At 71.0% G+C, this 15803-nt stretch carries 10 protein-coding genes and 1 pseudogene; 2 read left to right on the top strand and 9 right to left on the bottom strand.

The genetic code is table 11. From position 1 onward, the window contains the following. Positions 1–5 precede the first annotated feature (5 nt). The 6 genes from P3T41_RS25645 to P3T41_RS25620 all read right to left on the bottom strand — a co-directional run bounded on the left by P3T41_RS25645 (position 6) and on the right by P3T41_RS25620 (position 9533). A complete protein-coding gene (locus P3T41_RS25645) occupies positions 6–1802 on the bottom strand; it encodes a hypothetical protein (protein ID WP_280692727.1) in 1797 nt (598 codons plus the stop codon). A gap of 178 nt (positions 1803–1980) precedes the next feature. After that, complete coding sequence (locus P3T41_RS25640; protein ID WP_280692725.1) at positions 1981–4971, bottom strand: NHLP bacteriocin export ABC transporter permease/ATPase subunit; 2991 nt, start codon at positions 4969–4971, stop codon at positions 1981–1983. A 1-nt stretch (position 4972) separates the two neighbouring features. Next, the gene (locus tag P3T41_RS25635) at positions 4973–7162 is read right to left on the bottom strand and encodes an NHLP family bacteriocin export ABC transporter peptidase/permease/ATPase subunit (RefSeq protein ID WP_280692723.1); all 2190 of its coding nucleotides are present in this window, start codon (positions 7160–7162) and stop codon (positions 4973–4975) included. 119 nt (positions 7163–7281) lie between these two features. Beyond that, positions 7282–8124 (bottom strand): HlyD family efflux transporter periplasmic adaptor subunit, encoded by an 843-nt coding sequence (locus P3T41_RS25630; RefSeq protein WP_280692721.1) that lies wholly within the window; start codon positions 8122–8124, stop codon positions 7282–7284. A gap of 200 nt (positions 8125–8324) precedes the next feature. Then, on the bottom strand, positions 8325–8564 hold the full coding sequence (locus tag P3T41_RS25625) for a type A2 lantipeptide (RefSeq protein WP_280692719.1): 240 nt from the start codon (positions 8562–8564) through the stop codon (positions 8325–8327). Positions 8565–9086: 522 nt separating this feature from the next. Then, positions 9087–9533 carry a TetR/AcrR family transcriptional regulator gene (locus P3T41_RS25620; protein WP_280692717.1) on the bottom strand — a complete coding sequence of 149 codons (447 nt, stop codon included), beginning with the start codon at positions 9531–9533 and terminating at the stop codon, positions 9087–9089. Between the two features lie 32 nt (positions 9534–9565). On the opposite strand from P3T41_RS25620, the gene P3T41_RS25615 reads away from it, so the two are divergent. Then, positions 9566–10450 (top strand): MFS transporter, encoded by an 885-nt coding sequence (locus tag P3T41_RS25615; RefSeq protein ID WP_348533696.1) that lies wholly within the window; start codon positions 9566–9568, stop codon positions 10448–10450. 109 nt (positions 10451–10559) lie between these two features. Beyond that, on the top strand, positions 10560–10964 hold the full coding sequence (locus P3T41_RS25610; RefSeq protein ID WP_280692714.1) for a hypothetical protein: 405 nt from the start codon (positions 10560–10562) through the stop codon (positions 10962–10964). A 287-nt stretch (positions 10965–11251) separates the two neighbouring features. On the opposite strand, the gene P3T41_RS25605 is transcribed toward P3T41_RS25610, so the two are convergent. From P3T41_RS25605 to P3T41_RS25595, 3 genes and pseudogenes are all read right to left on the bottom strand, one after another. Next, the gene (locus P3T41_RS25605; protein ID WP_280692712.1) at positions 11252–13384 is read right to left on the bottom strand and encodes a UvrD-helicase domain-containing protein; all 2133 of its coding nucleotides are present in this window, start codon (positions 13382–13384) and stop codon (positions 11252–11254) included. Positions 13385–13576: 192 nt separating this feature from the next. Further along, on the bottom strand, positions 13577–15133 hold the full coding sequence (locus P3T41_RS25600; RefSeq protein ID WP_280692711.1) for a hypothetical protein: 1557 nt from the start codon (positions 15131–15133) through the stop codon (positions 13577–13579). 32 nt (positions 15134–15165) lie between these two features. Next, a pseudogene (locus P3T41_RS25595) lies at positions 15166–15803 on the bottom strand (glycosyl hydrolase family 32); the annotation flags it as partial.

The raw sequence follows: 15803 nt of genomic DNA, 5'->3' as shown, positions 1-15803 counted from the left end.
GCGGATCAGAGCAGAGGGTGGGCCAACGCGAGCCCACAGGGCGGGCCTTCGGCCCGCCAGGCGGGCAGCAGGCGGCGGGCGACCGAGGCCGGAGGGAGCCGCTGGTCGAGGGATCCGTCGGCGCCCAGCTCCGCCCAGGACTGTGCGCCGTACTGCTGCAGCAGACGGCGCACGCGGTCCGTCGGCGGCTGGTCCGGGAGGCTGTCGCGCCGCACCAGCACGTCGATGCCGTGGGTGCGCAGCGCCGCCAGCTCGGTCCGCCAGTCGACGCCGAGCGGGCAGGCCGGGACGTGCCCGTGCTGGGTCGGCTGCCCTGGTGGCCGACCGCCGAGGACGACGACGCGGCGCTCGGTGCTCGGTGCGGCGTCGGCGGTCGGGGTCGCCATCAGGCGCACCGCCCTGAGCGCGTCCTCCAGCGCGGCGGCGGTGTCCTGGCGGCGCCGGCTCGGCTGCCACTCGGCGAGCGCGGCCAGCGCCACCCCGGGCGTCCCGAGCGGAACGGTGTGCAGCAGGGTGTGCCGCGGCGCGTAGGGGCTCTCGCGGACGCCGTGGTCGTAGTAGCCCACCGCACCGACGGCCGGGCGCGCGGCGGCGCCTTGCGGGCCCGCCAGCGCCGCGATCAGTTCACGGGTGAAGCCGAGCCGCTCGACCACCTCGTCCGGTGAGGCCGCGTAGGAGAGCTCGACGGCGAGGAAGAGTTCGAGGCGAGGTGGTCGGCGCAGCCGCCGCGGCAGGCTGTCGATCAGCTCGGCGAGGTCGGCGGTGCCGGCCGGTTCGGCCGCCGTACCGTCCGGCAACCGCACCTCGACTTCGCCCGGCCCGTGCAGCACGAAGACCAGCTCGGCCGGCCGCAGCCCCGGCAAGCTGACGCGGTGCGCCGACACGACGCTGGCCCGGGTGCCGGTGCCGACGTCAGCGTCGGCCTCGTGTCCGGCCAGCACCGGCAGGGTGACCACGGCACCCTCGTCCGGGCCGCCGTACACGGTGAGCGCCACGGCGGCGGTCTCCCCGAGCGGCAGTCGCGCGCCGGCCCGGAAGAGCGTCGTGGTCTGCGGCCGCACCGCACCACTGTGCGCGTCGACGGCGGCCAGCAACAGCTCGTGGTCGCGTCGCAGCGGCACGCTCCGCAACAGTCGCCGAACCCCCGCAGTACCGCCGGCGGTGGGCCCGACCTGCGCGTCGGGCGCCCGGAGCGACCGCACCACGGCCGCGGCGCGGGCCGGCAGGAGCCAGTCCGGGCGTTCCGACAGCAGGACGGTCCGCTGACCGGCCGCCGGCGGCAGCAGGGTTCCCAGCAGCCGGCGAACGCCGCGGTCGAGGGCGACACGGTCGACCGGCGGACCGGCGCCGATGCCACCGGCCAGCTGGAAGGCGCGGACGGCGGGGTCGGCGGCGAATTCGGGGACGATCGAGCCCCAGGCCGCACCGCCGACCTCCTCGGCCCAGGGGATGCCGTTCGGGTCCGTGCCCGCCTTGATCAGGCCGACCCGCTCGGCGGTCAGCTCGACGAACCAGAGCACCGCGTCGGGCTTCGCGACCAGCTCCGCCAGCAGGCGGTCCCAGCTCTCGCCGTCGACGCCGCCCACCGCGGCCCGTGCGGCAAGGGCGGTCGCTCGGGCGTCCCACTGATCGCGCGCGGCACGCAGCGCCTCGCGTTCGCACCGGACGTCCTCCTCGACCGGTGCGCCGAGGAAGTGATCGCCCTCGAGCCGCCAAGCGCAGGCCGGACAGCGGCTGCCGCTGTCCGCCGGGCTGCAGCAGACCGGGCAGGCCCGGTCCGGGCCGCGTAAGCCCCCGCTCATCGATTGTCCCCCAACTCACCTGCACGGGCCTTCGTGAGACCCGGTCGAAAACCTGCGCTGCCCCCCGACAGCCTCCTCATGTTGGCACAACGCACCTGTGTGGCACGAGCGTTCTGACACATGGTTGATGGTACGGATACGGACTGCCCGTCCTGACCCGCGAGAACCGTGCGGCAGGTCAGCCGATCTGACGGCGGACCAGCTCGTGGAACACGCCGCCCCGGTCGGCCAGCAGTTCGGTCGGCGGCCCCTGCTGGATGACCCGGCCCTCCGACATGACGATCACGCGGTCGGCGTCCAGCACGGTGGACAGCCGGTGGGCGATGACGATGCGGGTGGCCTGCAGCTTGCGGGTGCTCGCGATCACGATGCGCTGAGTCTCGTTGTCCAGGGCGCTGGTGGCCTCGTCGAAGAAGAGCACGCGTGGCCGCCGGATCAGGGCCTGCGCGATCATCAGCCGCTGTCGCTGTCCCCCGGAGACGGTGCCGCCGCCGTCAGAGAGCACGGTGTGCATGCCCATCGGCATGAGCTTGATGTCCTCGGCCAGGCCGGCCATCTCGGCCGCCTCCCAGGCCTCTTCCAGCGAGAACAGCTCGGCGCCGCAGATGCTGTCCAGAATGGAGCCGGTGAACGGCTGGGCGTTCTGCAGGACGACACCGCACTGCCGGCGGACGGCCGCCTGATCGAGGGCGGCGAGGTCCTGGCCGTCGTAGAGCACGCTGCCCGAGGCCGGTCGGTCGAAGCCGATGAGCAACCGGAGCAGGGTCGACTTGCCGCAGCCGCTGGCCCCGACGATCGCGACGAACTCTCCTGGCTGGACCTGGAACGACACGTTGTCGAGAACCAGCGGCCCGTCCTCGGCGTACCGGAAGGAGAGCTGCCGCACCTCGATCCCGCCGGCCAGCGTGCCGGGTTGGGCACTACCACCGCGGACCTCCGGAAGCTCCTGGAGCACCGGCTTGATCTGCTCGAACATCGGCAGGACGGCGGCGGCCGAGATGAGCGCGCCGGTGAGCTGCGTCGCCGAGGTCAACATCATCGTCACCGCGGTGTTGAAGGTCAGGAAGCCGCTCGCCGACAGGCTCCCGCGGGCCGGGCCCGCGAGCAGCACGAACATGAGGAGCGTGCAGAGCGGCAGATAGACCGCGTTGAGCACCGTGATCAGGTTCTTGATCCGGCCGACCCGCTGCTGCAACTCGCGGCTGCGGGCGAACTCCCTTGCCCAGGCGGCGTAGGCGAAGCTCTCCGCCGCGGCGACCCGCAGCTTGGGCAGGCCGCGGAGCGTCTGGAAGGCCTGGTTGTTGAGCTTGTGGTTGAGTTTGATCAACCGGCGCTGCCAGCGGAGCTGCCACATGCCCAGGCCCAGGAAGAGCGAGGCGATGACGATCAGCAGGGCGATCGCCGCCAGCGCCAGCAGCGGGCTGTAGCAGAGCAGCAGAACGAGGTTCACCGCCCCGACCGTGCCGGCCTGCACGGTCACCGACGTGATGCCGGACAGCACGCGGCGGATCGCGCTGATGCCCATCGCCGCGCCGGCCAGCTCGCCGGTGGAGCGCTCGGCGAAGAACCTGGTCGGCAGGCGCAACAGCCGGTCCCAGACGGCCGGTTGGAGCGTGGCCTCGATCCGCCCCTCCAGCCGCAGGATGGAGATGTTCTGCAGCAGCATGAAGGCGGCGGAGACGAGGGTGGCGGCCGCGACCGCCAGTGCGGTCTGGACGATCAGGCCGTTCTCGCCCTGCGGCACGTAGGCGCCGAGCACCTGTCCGGTCGCGATCGGCACCAGGGTGCCGAGGCCGACCGCGACCAGGCCGCCCAGGATCAGGTTGCGCAGGTCGGCGCGGGTGCCGCGAACGCTGAACCCGAGCAACCGCCAGGCGGACAGGGCCTGTTCGGGCAGCGGCCGGTAGAACATGACGGCGCGGGGTTCGAACTGGTCCGCGTTCGCCGCGTCGATCCGGGTGCGCCTGCCGGTGACCGGCTCCACCGCCTCGTACCGGCCGCGACGCCACAGCAGCGCGACCGGGGCGCCACTGGCGGCCCGCTGGCCCACCAGGGGGCCGGTGTTCTCCCGCCACCAGCGCCCGCCCAACGCGACCACCCGGGTACGGAATCGGGAGCTCAGGGCGATGCGCTCGACCGGGTTCAGCCGGCCGGTCGACGAACCATCCGCCGCCGAACCACCCGCCGCCGAAGCACCGGCCGCGGGCTCCACGACCTTGATCCCGGCCGCCTCGGCCACCAGGCGGCAGACGGCGAGGGTCGCGTCCTCGCCGCCCGCGCCGTGGTCACCTGCGGCACTCCCCGACCTGGCGGACCTGGCGGACTTACCGGCCTTCGCGGACCTGCTGCCCTTCGCGGACCTGCCGGCCTTCGCGGGCCGGCCGGACCTGTCGGGCCCGTCGATCGAGGCCAGCAACGCCTGATCCGCGTGCGCGCGCACGGCTTCACCGGCCTTGATGCCGGCGGCGGTCCGGTCCTCGTGCGCACGATCCAGCTGCTCGATCCAGCGGTCCAGCGCGAGCAGCAGCCGCGACTGCTGGTTGATCAGGCGCTGCCACAGCGCGCCGTCGATGAGCAGGTCCCAGGCGCCCTCCTGGCTCATCGGGGCACCGTACTGCAGGCTGCCGGGATCCACCGGCATCCAGAGGATGTTCTCGTCGGCCGGCTCGTACCCGCCCACCGGCGCGTCGGAGCCGGGACCGGGCATCTCGAACAGGACGCGCAGGCCGCGTCCGATGCCGCGGGCGAACGCGTCCTCCAGCGGGCTGAGGACCGGCTCACCGCCGTCGGGCGACCACTGGTCGCCGTACTGTTGGGACTGGTACTGGTGCTCGTAGTTGTACTCGTACTCGGGCCGGAACAGCTCCCTGAACTCGATCCGGCGCAGCACGCAGCCCCGCAAAGGCCGGCCGACGAGGGTGTGTTGCGGGCCGTCGACCGGCCCGAGCAGCAGGGCCCCCGTCTCGAGCCGGCCGAGGAAGTGCCAGCTGCCCTGGTTGACGGCGTCGACCGCGAAGAGGTCCATCGCGCCGTCCGCGACCAGCCAGAGCACCTGCGGCCCCTCCAGCCGCAGGCTGCGCGAGCTCGCGCAGTCGACCAGGGTGCCCAGGCCGCCCAGGGCACCGACCACCAAGTCGCCGGTGGCCGGCGGATGGTGAACGGATGTCATGTCAACGCTCCCCGACCAGCTCGGCGTACGGGCCGCCGGCGGCCACCAGCTCCTCGTGGCGCCCGCGTTCGACGACCGTCCCGTGGTCCAGCACGACGATCTCGTCGCTGTCGCGCACCGTGCTCAGCCGGTGCGCGATCAGGACGCAGGCGCAGCCACGGCGCCGCAGGTTGTCGATGATCACCTGCTCGGTCTCGGCGTCCAGCGCGCTGGTCACCTCGTCGAGGACCAGCACGCTGGGCCGGCGCACCAGAGCCCGGGCGATCTCCAGCCGTTGCCGCTGGCCGCCGGAGAAGTTGTGGCCGTCCTGCTCCACCCGGCTGTGAATGCCGCCGGGTCGCCGGGAGACCACGTCGTGGACGGCGGCGTCCTTCAGGGCGGCGATGACGGCCTCGTCGGATATCGACGGGTCCCACAGCGTCACGTTGTCGCGGACGGTGCCTTCGAAGAGGAAGACGTCCTGGTCGACGAACGAGACCGAGGCGGAGAGCGAGCCGCGGGAGATCTCCTCCAGCCGCTCTCCGTCGATCCGGATCGTGCCCTCCCACGGGCTGTAGAGGCCCGAAATCAACCGGGACACGGTGGACTTGCCGCTCCCGGAGCCACCGACGAGGGCGACCTGCCGGCCCGGCCCGACCGACAGGGAGAAGTCGGTGAGCAGCGGCTGGTCCAGCGGGCTGTAGCCGAAGGTGACGCCCTCCAGCGTCACGTGTCCCCTGAGCCTGCGGGTATCGGCGGCCGGCTCCTGCTGCGCGTCTCGCGAGCTGGACGAGTTGGCCGAGTTGCGCGAGCTGGGCGGGTTGACCGAATACCGGGAGTCCACCGGGAAGTTCTCGACGTCCTTGAGCCGGGACACGTCGGCCGCGAAGTCCTGGGCCCGGCCCGCCACCCCGTTCAGCCGGGTGACCGGCGCGGTGAAGCTGGTCATCAGCGTCTGGAAGGCCACCAGCAGGCCGATCGAGATATGGCCCTCCACCGCTCGAAGCCCGCCGATCAACAGGATGAGCGCACTGTTCAGCGCCGCCAGCGTGGGAGCGACGACGGCCAGCACCGCGCTCGGCACGCCGAGTCGCTGCTGTCCGTCCAGGGTGGTCGCGTGTTGGCCCGCCCAGCGACGGAAGTACCCGTTCTCGCCCCCGGTGGCCTTCATCGTCTCGATCAACTGGAGCCCGCTGTACGAGGTGTTGGTCAGCCGGGCGCTGTCCGCGAGCAGCCGCTGGGTGCCGGTGGCCCGGATCCGGACCACCACCCGCATCGCCACCACGTTGAGCAGCGCGACGGCCACCCCGATCAGGGTCAACTGCGGGTCGTAGGTCCACAGCAGGACCGCGTAGAGGACCACGACCAGGGCGTCCACGCCGGCGGCGGCGAGGTCTCGGGCCAGCGTCTCGGCCACCGCGTCGTTGGACTGCAGCCGCTGCACGAGCTCGGCCGGGTTGCGCTGGGCGAAGAACGTGACGGGCAGCCGGAGCAGATGCCGCAGGAAGCGGGCGCTGCTCAGGGTCGACGCGATGATCCGGCCGCGCAGCAGGTTCGCCTGCTGAAGGCCCGTCAGCACGGCGGTCAGCAGCACCAGCGCGGCCATCGAGGCGAAGAGCACCGGCAGCAGGGAGGACTGGTTGCCGCCCGGGCCGCTGCCCCCGACCACGAACGTGTCGATGTACGTCCGGCTCACGGCCGGCGCCGCCGCACCGACGGCCACCAGCAGGAAACTGGCGGCCAGGGCGGCCAGCAAGGTGCCCGTGGTGCCGCGCAGCCGGGCCGGCAGCGCACGCAGGATGCCCGGCTTCCGGCCGCCTCGGCGGAACCTGGCGCCGGGTTCGAAGGTCAGCACCACACCGGTGAAGCTGGCGTCGAACTCCTCGGGCGAGACGAACCGGCGGCCCCGGGCGGGGTCGTTGAGGTGCACACCGCGCCGGCCGAAGCGCCGTCCCATGCCGTCGAAGACGACGAAGTGGTTGAACTCCCAGAACAGGATGGCCGGCGCCCGCACCTGGGCCAGGGCGCTCGGCTCCATCTGCATGCCCTTGGCGTCGAGGCCGAACCCACGGGCCGCCTTGAGCACGTTGCTGGCCCTGGAGCCGTCACGGGAGACCCCGCAGGCGATGCGCAGTTCCTCGAGGGGGACGTGCCGGCCGTGATGACCGAGCACCATGGCCAACGCGGCGGCGCCGCACTCCACGGCTTCCATCTGAAGGATGGTGGGGGTGCGGACGGCCTTCTGCTTCTTCGGCTTCTGCTTCCTGCGCGTCGGCGTGGGCGCGGGCGTCCGCCTCCGCGTCGGCATCGGCGTCGGCTTGTGCTGCGCGGTCAAGGAAAGAGCCAATCGATCGGATGCTGCGCGGCCAGGTGCACGGCACCACTGACCAAGGTCATGGATTCGATCGGATCCGGCGGACCGCTCGCCGACGACCACGCGTAGCCGGACCTCGTGCCGGCCGACCGGTCCAACTCGACCAGGACCACCACGGGTTGGCCCTGAGCCGAAAACTGCTCGCCCAACTGGCCGTCCCCGAGGAAGCCGGTGATCTGCTGCTGCGTCTGGGGGACCCGGCCGACCGCCTTGACGTGGCCTCGCAGCACCCCGAACTGCTGTGCCGGCGCCGACTGGACGCTCAGGTCCACCGCCGCGCCCACCGGCACCGTCGATGCACTGCCGCCCGGCACGTACAGCAGCGCCACGATCGGGTCGTCAGCATGGTCGATCCGCTCGACGGTCGCCAGATCCGCGCCGGTGGCGACCACCGCACCGATCTTGGCTGACAGCGCGGTCACCCGACCCGCCGCCACCATGCGCACGGTCGTGTCCGCCTGCCCCGTGCCCTGACCCGTCCCCTGGCCCGTTCCCTGGCCCGTGTGAACGCTGAACAGCTGCGCGCCGACGGGCAGCGTGTCGCCCTCGTTGGCGAATACCGCGGTGACCTGACCGGCCACCGGACTCTGCAGGACGTAGCTGCCCTCCGCATGGGTCAGGATTCCGGGTGCGCTCAGCTTTGACGACACCGTCCCGAGCACCGCCCAGGAACAGGCGGCTGCCATGACGACCGCCGTCACGGCCAATACGAGCCAACCCTGCGGCCGGGCGAAGCGCACCGGTATGTCGAGCTCTTCGCGCGATTGCAGCTTGGAAAGCGCCTGCTGGCGGAACTGCACGGAACTGATCCTTCAACGACGTTCGTCCGGCGCTTTCGCCTGAGGCATTCGACCGCAGCATTCTCCTGCGGCATTCGACTGCCGCTGACGCGTTCAGCTACCGAATTGATCTGCGGCATTCAGCTACCGCGTTGAGGTGGCGGTGAGGTCCGTGGACCCCGGAATCGGGGGGCAGCCGGGGTCCACGGCAGGCGCCTGGGTCAGAGACCGAGGCCCATGGTGTTCACGCCGGCCAGGCCAGTGACGTTCGAGACCAGGCCGGTGACCTGCGAAACGGGCACGATGGACTCGACCGTCCCGAGAAGGTCGCCGAGACCGACATTGACACCGGCGCCGACGCCCAGCGCGGAGACGCCGGCGGCGATGCCACCGGAAACGTTGTCCAGGTCGCTGTCGGAGATCTCGCGGGTCTCGATCTGGGAGGCGAAGTCGTTACGCATGATGCGCTGTTCCCTTCATAGCACTGAGTGTTTCTGAGTTGTCGTCGGCCGGCTGGACGGAAAGCCGATCCGGCCGACTGCCACGGTGGCATGGAATCTCGGAAACCCGAAATCGCCGCAATGACCGTTGCTGACGCGAAATCCAACCACGCCGGCAGGAGGCCCGTCCAGCCGGCCCATCGGAGTTTCGGTGAACGTTGCGGCAAGGCGTTCCGCCGGCACCGGGCAATGGCCATCAGAGGTCGACGAGATCTTCACGCAATATCAGTGACAATTCTCGCGGGTGCGCCAGAGCGGACCCGACCTGCGGGCTTCTGTCCGGTTTTGAGGGTGCTTTGTCCGGATACCGGTCGGATTCGCCTTTCGCTCGCACTTGCGTCACAGAAGGCTGGAATCATGGAGATCCGCTCGCCCTGCCGAGCGGCACGGCGGCGGCTCCACGCCCCTGCGGGCGTCCCCCCACGAACCCTCGCCCGTGCACCACATGACATGCACAGGCGTGCGATCAGCGCAGGTGCGGCGTCAGGCCGGGGCGGTGAAGCCGCTGGCCCAGAAGCGGCCGTGGATGGCGAGTTCCAGCAGCATGCGGGTGGCTTCCTCGGCCGGCATGGGCGGGGCGTCCTGTTCGAGCCACCAGTGCAGGACCGACAGGTGCTCACCGACCCAGGCGCGGGCCAGCAGTTCCGCGGGGAGACGCGGTTCGACGCGGGTGTGGTCGGCGCGGGTGCTGAACACGGCCGCGACTCGACGCACCGATCCGTCACTGAAGGTGCGCAGCGCCTTGCCGTCGCCCTCGCCGCGCAGGATGACGCGGTACAGGTCGCGCTCCTGCTCCGCGTGGCGGAACAGCTCCAGCAACGGCTTGCCGGTGAAGCCGACCTCGGTCTCCTCGACGAGCGGGTGCAGTCGCTCGTCGAGTTCCCGGAGCAGGTCGGTGGTGACCTTGGTGAACAGGCAGCGCCTGCTCATCCCTGCTGCTGCCGACGGCCGGCATCAGCGCGGTGCTGTGGGTGCCGGCCGTCGGCACAGTCGTGGGCCTCGGCCTGCTGTGGACGGGACGCAGCGCCAGGTCCGAGCGCACACCACCGGTGGCTCGTGTCGACTGGCCTGCTGCCGTGCTGCTGGCAACGGCTCTGGTCCTCGCCGTGCTGGCCCTGCACGACGGCGCGAGCTGGGGCTGGGGATCGCCCGGCACCGCCGGCTGCCTGGGTGCGGGCGCGCTGCTCCTCGCCGTCTGGGTGATGGTCCAACTACGCACCCCCACGCCGCTGATCGATGTGCGCCGACTGCTGCGGCCGCGCCTGCTGCCGGTCTTCGCGGTCGGCGCCTGCGTCCACTACATCGTCCTCGGCGGGCAGGTGTCCTACTCGACCTACCTCACCGGTTCCAACGGGCTCGGGCTGCCGTCCTCCTCGGTCGGCCTGGTCCTGCTGCCCGCCTTCTGCGGCATGACCCTCCTCAGCGCCTGCAGCAGCAGGCTCGGGCGGGCCATCGGCTACCGCAGGGTCACCGTCCTGGGCGCGGCACTCGTCGTCCTCGGCACGGCAGGACTGCTGCTGCGGCACTCGGCAGCCGCCGACCTCGCGGTCACGCTCGCCTTCTGCGGCGCCGGCATGGGACTGATCTCCGGAGCCGCCCGCATCCTCGTGGTCGACAGCGTGCGGGCCGAGGAGACGGCGGCCGGCGCGGGGCTCTTCGAACTGCTCGTCAGCCTCGCCACCGCAGTCGGCTCCGCGGCCACCGCCGCGATCCTGACCGCCCAGGGCGGCGGCCACCAGGCCTACCTGACAGCCTGGACGGTCAGCGCCGGCATCGCCCTGCTCGGCCTCGCGGCCTCCCTGCTGCTGCGCGGGGCTGGGTCGGCCGGCTCAGCTGTCAGGCGCTGACCGGGGCGCCGGGCGGGCACGGGCCGGGCCGGTGCGGGCTGGCTGATGGTCAGTCACCCGCTCGGGGTCGTAGGGTTGGGGGCAGAAGCTCGACAGGGAGGGGTGCACGGTGGATCCGGTTTCGGTGAGCATGCTGCTCGCGGCGTTCGCGGGCGGGGCGGGCGGCGAGGCGGGCAAGCAGGCGCTGGAGGGGGCCTGGAAGCTGGTGCGGCGCCCGTTCCAGCGCCCCGCGCACCTGCCAGCCGCGAGCAGCGGGGAGGCGGAGCTCGTCGCGCTCGAGCAGGCGCCCGCCGATCCGGCGCTGGCCCAGCAGCTGAGCATGGCGCTGGGGATGCGGGCGGCGATGGACCCGGAGTTCGCCGGTGAGCTGACCGCCTGGGAAGGCCAGGCGAAGTTGGTGCGGATCGAGAGCGGCACGGTGTACAACAACACGATCAACGGCGGCATCCACGGCATGACGATCCAAGCCGGGAAGATCGACCGCGTCTACAACCAGACAGACGGCAGAGGCTGACGTAGCGTCAGGAAATGCGACGGGCGCCCGGCCCCTGGATGCTGTTGGCTGATTCCGGGCGCTCGCGTGACGTCGGCTCCCAAGACCCGGTTGTGGTCTTGGGAGCCGACGTCGTCGTTCGGGCAGGGCGTCAGATGTTGACCGCCCTCGCGACGGTCAGAGCGGTCCTGTTCCGGTGCGGCGACGAGCGCACCAGCGCGACCGCGTCCCGTTCGAAGTGATGGCAGATCTGGATGCGCGCCAGGTCCGAGAGTCCGCAGGCGCCCGTCCGGCCGCGCCCTTCGCCATCAGCTTGTGGAAATTTCAGTGCCCGACGCGTTCACTGCCCCCAGCCAGAGGCGATCACGGGCTCGAGTCATGGCGACGAAGAGTTGGCTGCGTGCCAGCTCCGCGTGCTCCTCGGCGAGTTCCCTCTCAGCGTCCGTCGTCTGCAGGAAGTCGTCGTACTGCGGCAGGTAGACCTGTTTGAACTCCAGGCCCTTGGAACGGCGGTAGGTGCCGAGCTTCACCGCGTGGACCGGCCGACCCTCGTACTGGTCGAGCGAGATGACCGGGATTCCCGCCGTGATGAGAAGCCGCTGGTAGTGGTGCAGGTGCTGCCAGGACGAGCACAGCAAGGCGCAGTCACCCCAACCTGTCGTGTCAGCCGCCTCGGCGTGGTCGTCAGGAGTCGCGTGGCCGTGAGTGCGCAGTGCGGTCAGTAGGGCCTGGTCGTGCTCCGCCAGCGTTCGGCTCTCGCTCCGAATGACCTGACCCGCACGATACGACGGGTCGATGTCGCGCCGCCCGGGACTTCGCTGTCCGTCCAGGTCCTCGAAGTCGTCGCCCTGGACGACGGCGAGCGCCGCTTCCAGGATCTCCTTCGCGTTGCGGTAGTTGGTGCGCAGTACCTGCCCCCGATCGCCGCGGATATCGATGCCGGCCTCACTGACACGGAAGCCTCCCGGATAGACCGCCTGTTGGCCGTCGCCGATCAGAAGCAGGCCGTTGGGGACGTCGCCGGCGAGAGCGTGAAGCAGTCGCAGCCCGGTGAGGGTGAGGTCCTGGATCTCGTCAGTGATCACCGCGGCGTACGGGGGTGCGGCCTGCGTGGTGCGCAGATGGCCGAGGGCAAGAGTGAGGATGTCGTTGAAGTCGTGGACACCGCGTTGCGTGCGCAGGCGTTCGTACTCCTCGTACAGGGCCCAGACAGCTTCGCGGTGGTTGCGGCGCAGGGTCACGCGCCGGCGGCGGCGCGGCAGGACCGCGTACTGCTCGAAGGTGGTGATGCCCCGGCCTTTGATGACGTAGTCGATCTCCTCGCGCCAGTAGTGGGAGGTGGCGTCGATCGTGGCGAGCACACCATCACGGCCGGCGCGCAGCCAGGCGAGGCTGAAGGCCGAACGCGCGCGGTCGCCGTGCAGATGAGACGGCATACCGTGCTCGCGCAGGTAGCTCTGGGTCCAGGAGTGGAGGCTGCTGAACTCGACCCGGTCGCTGATGGCGGGGGCCATGGTCTGCAGGAAGGTGCGTTGGACGCGCGGGAGATTGTTGGCGTAGGTGACGTAGAGGATGCGGCCGGCTGTGCGTCGGGCGAGGTGCGCGGCACGGTGGAGTCCCACGACGGTCTTGCCGGTGCCCGCAGGGCCACTGATACGGGCAGGGCCGGCCCAGTTGCGTCGTACCAGGGCGACTTGGTCCGGATGCAGGAAGGTCATCCACTGCTCGATGGGGGCCTGCCGTGCGGCGGCGAGCTCCGCCTCCCGGATGTCCTCAACGTCGAAGAGAGCATCGGCGCCGGCCGCCACACTGGCCTGGCCGGGCTCCGCGGGCATCGGTGTCGCCGGGACGACCACGGTTTCGTACGCCGGAAAGGCCCGCTCAAGGTGATCCCCGATGGCTCGAACAGCGGCCGCCTTCAGGCGGGTTGGCTCACTCAGCAAGGCCGGGGCCGCTTCCTGCTCGCCCAGGAGCTGCACGGCTCCCAGACGCCGGTTCAGCCGGTGGCCCGCGAAGACCATGAGCGGACGGACCGCTACCGGCGACAGGCCGAGCTCACCAACCACACGCTCCGCCAACCGCGTCACCGCCGTCAACTTCGCAAGCTCGTCGTCCCGGTTCTGACCACCGGCACGCAACTGGTCGCCCGCCACCTCGGGTTCGGATCGCCAGTTCTTGACGTCCACGACGTATACGCCGCTCGGCCCGACCAGCAGCATGTCCACGTTCGCCGAGGCCGTGCCCGGCCAGCGGCGGTCTACCAGCAGCCGCCAACCCTGCTCGGTGAGGAACAGCAGCCTGGCCGCCACCAGTCGCTCACCCTCGCTTGCCGCTTGCCAGCGGCGCGCCTCCGATCGCGCAGCCTGCATCTGCTCACGCAGCTTCGCCTCCCGCTGTCGAGCGTCCTGCGCCCGACGCCAAGCTGATCCACCTGCAGCCATCGACACCCCCCACGATCGACACACAGCGTAATGATCATAGTGCGATGAGCAAGATCCCACAGGGGCTCAGCCGAATCGGTGAGCAGCGATGTTCAGCTGATCAACAGGACGCCGAAGCCGCGCCGCAGGCGGCCCCGCAGCCTCGGCACCGGGGTGCGAGGTCACGAGGCCGCCTGCGGCGCGGGCTGAGCGTCAGGCGAGCGACGGGCCGGCGGTGGAGTTCAGCCAGGCCCAGTCGGACCAAGTGCTGAAGCCGGTCTGCCACTTGTGGTAGACGCCGGCGCTGCTGGTGGCGAAGACCTCGATCCGGCCGTCCTGGTTGTCGGCGGCCGTGATCTGGGTGCCGCCGGTGCCGAAGGTTTCCCAGGCTGACCAGTCGCCGTTGACGGCTGTCTGGTAGAGGTGGGTGGCGGTGGTGCCGTTGATGGCGAAGACCTCGATCCGGCCGTCGACCGAACGGGCGGAGGAGAGCTCGGAGTTGGTGGCTCCGGCGGTGGTGGCGGTCCAGTCGGACCAGGTGGTGGGGGTGGTCTGCCACTTGTGGAAGACGCCGGTGCTGTTGGAGGCGAACACTTCGAGGCGGCCGTCGGAGTTGTGATTGACCGTCAGGTCGTAGCCGCCACCGCCGAAGTTCTCCCAGGACGACCAACCGCCGTTGACCGCGGTCTGGTAGAGGTGGCCGAAGGTGGTGTCCGACAGGGCGAACACCTCCAGGCGGCCGTCGGGGGCGTTCTCCATCTGCAGCCGCGAGTCGGCGGGGCCGCCGACGCCGGCCCAGGCGGCGAAGGCGCTGTTGGGTGCGGTCTGCCAGGTGTGGAAGACGCCGGCGTCGCTGGAGGCGAACAGCTCGATCCGGCCGTCGGCGTTGCTGCCGGCCGCTACGCGGTATCCGCCGCCGCCGAGGTTGGCCCAGGCCGACCAGCCGGCGTTCGGGGCGGTCTGCCAACTGTGGTCGAGTTCGGTGCCGTTCACCGCGAACACCTCCAGCCGACCGTCCTGGTTCGGGGCGATCGCCAGCTGGGCGTTGGCCGGGCCGCCGGTGTCGACCCAGTCCGACCAGCTGCCGTTGACCGCCGTCTGCCAGGCGTGCCAGATGCCGTCCGGGCCCGCGGCGAAGGTCTCCAGCCGGCCGTCCGCGTCGCGGCCGGAGACCACCCGGCCGGCGGAGTACGGGTGCGGCTTGACGGCGCTGTCCTCGAGGACGTTGTTGTAACGGCGGGCGCTGTAGGCGCTGTTGGGGTGGCCGTCGAGGGAGGCGTCGTTGATGTTGGCGGTCAGGTGCTGCACCGGTGTCGAGCCGAAGGTGTAGTAGGAGAAGCCGCCGTTGGCGTCGAGCCACTGGTCGAAGAGGAAGACGTGGTCGCTGTAGTCGTCCATGATATCGCCGGGGCGCAGGGCGCTCCGGTCGATGGCGTACGAGTACGAGTCCGACAGCGAGCCGGTCCAGGCGTTGGCGTTGAGGTGCCAGGCCATCGCCACGTAGCCCGAGCAGTCGCGGCGGTAGTTGAAGTCGCCGCCGGGGCCGGGTGAGTAGGAGCCCTGGTCGTAGGGGCCCGGCTGGTTGTCGACCCAGTACTGGGCTCGGGCGATGATCTCGCTGCGGGTGATCGGGCCGCCGAGGGCCGAGTCGGCGGACGCGGTGCCGGCGGACGCGAGTCCGGTGCCGGCCAGGGCGAGGAGGAGGGTGAGGGCGAGCAGCAGCGCGCGGGCCGCTGAGTTCCTCGACGTTGACAGCTTGGACGATGGCATCTCGGTCTCAACTGCTCCTTTCGAATGATGGGTCACGGGCCGACCCATGCCGGGCCGCCGAAAGTGCCGTCGCCGTTCCAGGCGCTCCAACCGCCGTTCGGCGCGGTCTGCCAGATGTGCGAGATGTTCGCGCCACCGGGAGCGAGGGCGAACACCTCCATGCGCCCGTCGGCGTTGTGGCTGACGTTCACGGTCGCGGCCGCGGTGCCGAACGAGCCGTTCCAGGCACCCCAGCCGGCCGACGGCGCGACCTGCTCACGGACCGCGATCGAGTTGCCGTTGGGCCCCAGGACGAAGACAGCCATCCGGCCGTCCGCCTCATGGCCGACCACGGGCGTGCCGCCGGCCGGGCCACCGAAGGTGGCGTCCCAACTACTCCAACCACCATTCGGCGCGGTCTGCCAGATGTGCGAGATGTTCGCGCCACCAGGGGCAAGAGCGAACACCTCCAGTCGGCCATCAGCGTTCTGACTGACCGTCAGACCACCAGCCGGACCGCCGAAGGAGCCGTTCCAGGCACCCCAGCCGGCCGACGGCGCGACCTGCTCACGGACCGCGACGGAGTTGCCGTTGGACCCCAGGACGAAGACAGCCATCCGGCCGTCCGCCTCATGGCCGACCACGGGCGTGCCGCCGGCCGGGCCACCGAAGGTGGCGTCCCAACTACTCC

The sequence above is a fragment of the Kitasatospora sp. GAS204B genome, assembly GCF_029892155.1.
Lineage (GTDB): Bacteria > Actinomycetota > Actinomycetes > Streptomycetales > Streptomycetaceae > Kitasatospora.
Note: the sequence above shows the minus strand (reverse complement) of the source record. Positions and strands in the feature narration are given on the sequence as shown.